Consider the following 1,898-nt stretch of genomic DNA (forward strand, 5'->3'; position numbering starts at 1 on the left):
CGATCTCGTTGTTCATGGCACTGACGGTAATGTCGCGGTGCGTAAGAACATGGGCACGTATTTCGATGGTGGCACGCATTGGAGTGCGGGCTGGGGGCGTTTCGTCACCGGTACTGATATGGGTCGTCTCTACTTCGCCGATGTCACGGGTGATGGCAAGGCCGATCTCGTTGTTCATGGCACTGACGGTAATGTCGCGGTGCGTAAGAACATGGGCACGTATTTCGATGGTGGCACGCATTGGAGTGCGGGCTGGGGACGTTTCGTCACCGGTACCGACATGGGCCGCCTCCGCTTCGGCGATGCCACGGGTGACGGCAAGGCCGACTTGTTCGTCCACACGATCGCCGACGGCAAGGTCGCCGTTCGCAAGAACATGGGCACCTATTTCGACGGCGGCACCGTGATGATCACCCTCTGAGAAGAGCGCTCCCTCTGGCACCACGCCGGAGAAGACGGTCACGGCCACTGCTGACACCTGCTGCGCGCCCCCGCCCGCCGCACCGCAAACCGAACTCGACGGCGATCGCCCCGCATCGGCGTTCCGGTGCGGCGGGCGGTCTCGCCAGGCGCTGTGGCCACCGGCCGCTGTCCGACCACACTTCACCCCCAGGGACCCCCATGACCGCAAGACGTTCCCGAGCGACCTGGGCGACCAGTACCGCAGTCGCCCTCACCACTTTGGCAACCACCACGTCGGCTGTCGCGCTGGGCGGAGTCGACGCGCCGGCGCAGATGACTTCTGTCGCGAAGGTCGAGGTCGGTGAGCAGGCCGCCTGCACCGGCACTCTTGTCGACCAGCAGTGGGTTTTGACCGCGGCCAGTTGTTTCGCCGCGGACGGCAAGCTGACGGCGGGCAAGCCCGCCGTGACCACCACTGTCACCGTGGGGCGGACGGACCTGACCCAGGCCGGTGGGAGTGTCCAGAAGGCCATCTGGCTGGTTCCGCATGCCGACCGTGACCTGGTCCTGGTCAGGCTCGCCACCCGGATCACCGATCCTGCCGTCAAGCCCGTGCGGCTGGCGACCACGCCCGCGGCCGCGGGGGAGGAGCTGACGAAGGCCGGGTTCGGGCGCACCAGGACCGAGTGGGTGCCCGACAAGCTGCACACCGGCACGTTCACGGTGACGTCCACCACGGGCTCGACGGTGGACCTCGAAGGCTCCGACGGTGCGACCGTCTGCAAGGGAGACGCCGGCGGGCCCGCCCTGCGCACCGTCAACGGCACCACCGAACTCGTCGCCGTCAACTCCCGCTCCTGGCAGGGCGGATGCCTCGGCATCGATCCCACCGAGACCCGCACCGGCGCCGTCGACACCCGAGTCGACGACCTCGGCACCTGGGTGGCCTCAACCGTCGCCAGTCGCGTCACCGACCACACCGGGGACGGCAAGTCCGACCTGGCCTACCTGTACAACTCAGGGACCAACGCCGACGGCGCCAACCGGACGGCCCTGTGGCTGCAGACCTCCACCGGCAGCGGCTTCGACGGACCGGTGAAAGCGTGGGACTCCGGCACCGGTTCCTGGAACTGGAACCTCAGCAAGACGGTGTCCGGCGACTTCAACGGTGACGGCCTCGCCGACGTGGGAGTCCTCTACAAGTACCCCGACACCTCCGACGGGCGTGGACACACCGCGCTGTGGACCTTCACCTCCACCGGTAGCGGATTCAACGCACCCGTGAAGGCCTGGGACTCCGGCACCGGCTCCTGGGACTGGGACAGTTCCGCGCCGGTGTCGGGTGACTTCAACGGTGACGGCAAGTCCGACGTGGGCGTGTTGTACAAGTATCCCAACACTTCCGACGGGCGTGGGCACACGGCGCTGTGGACCTTCACCTCCACCGGTACGGGCATCGGTGCGCCGGTCAGGAAGTGGGATTCGGGGGACGGTTC

Annotated in this window: 2 protein-coding genes; both read left to right on the forward strand. The window is 67.2% G+C overall.

What is annotated here, in order from left to right:
• A partial coding sequence (locus tag ACZ6ZN_RS33075; protein ID WP_451880391.1) for an FG-GAP repeat domain-containing protein occupies nucleotides 1–421 on the forward strand: 421 nt, incomplete at its 5' end.
• Nucleotides 422–735: 314 nt separating this feature from the next.
• A partial coding sequence (locus tag ACZ6ZN_RS33080; protein ID WP_469651916.1) for a trypsin-like serine protease occupies nucleotides 736–1,898 on the forward strand: 1,163 nt, incomplete at its 3' end.

This window comes from Streptomyces sp. NPDC053665, assembly GCF_055585285.1.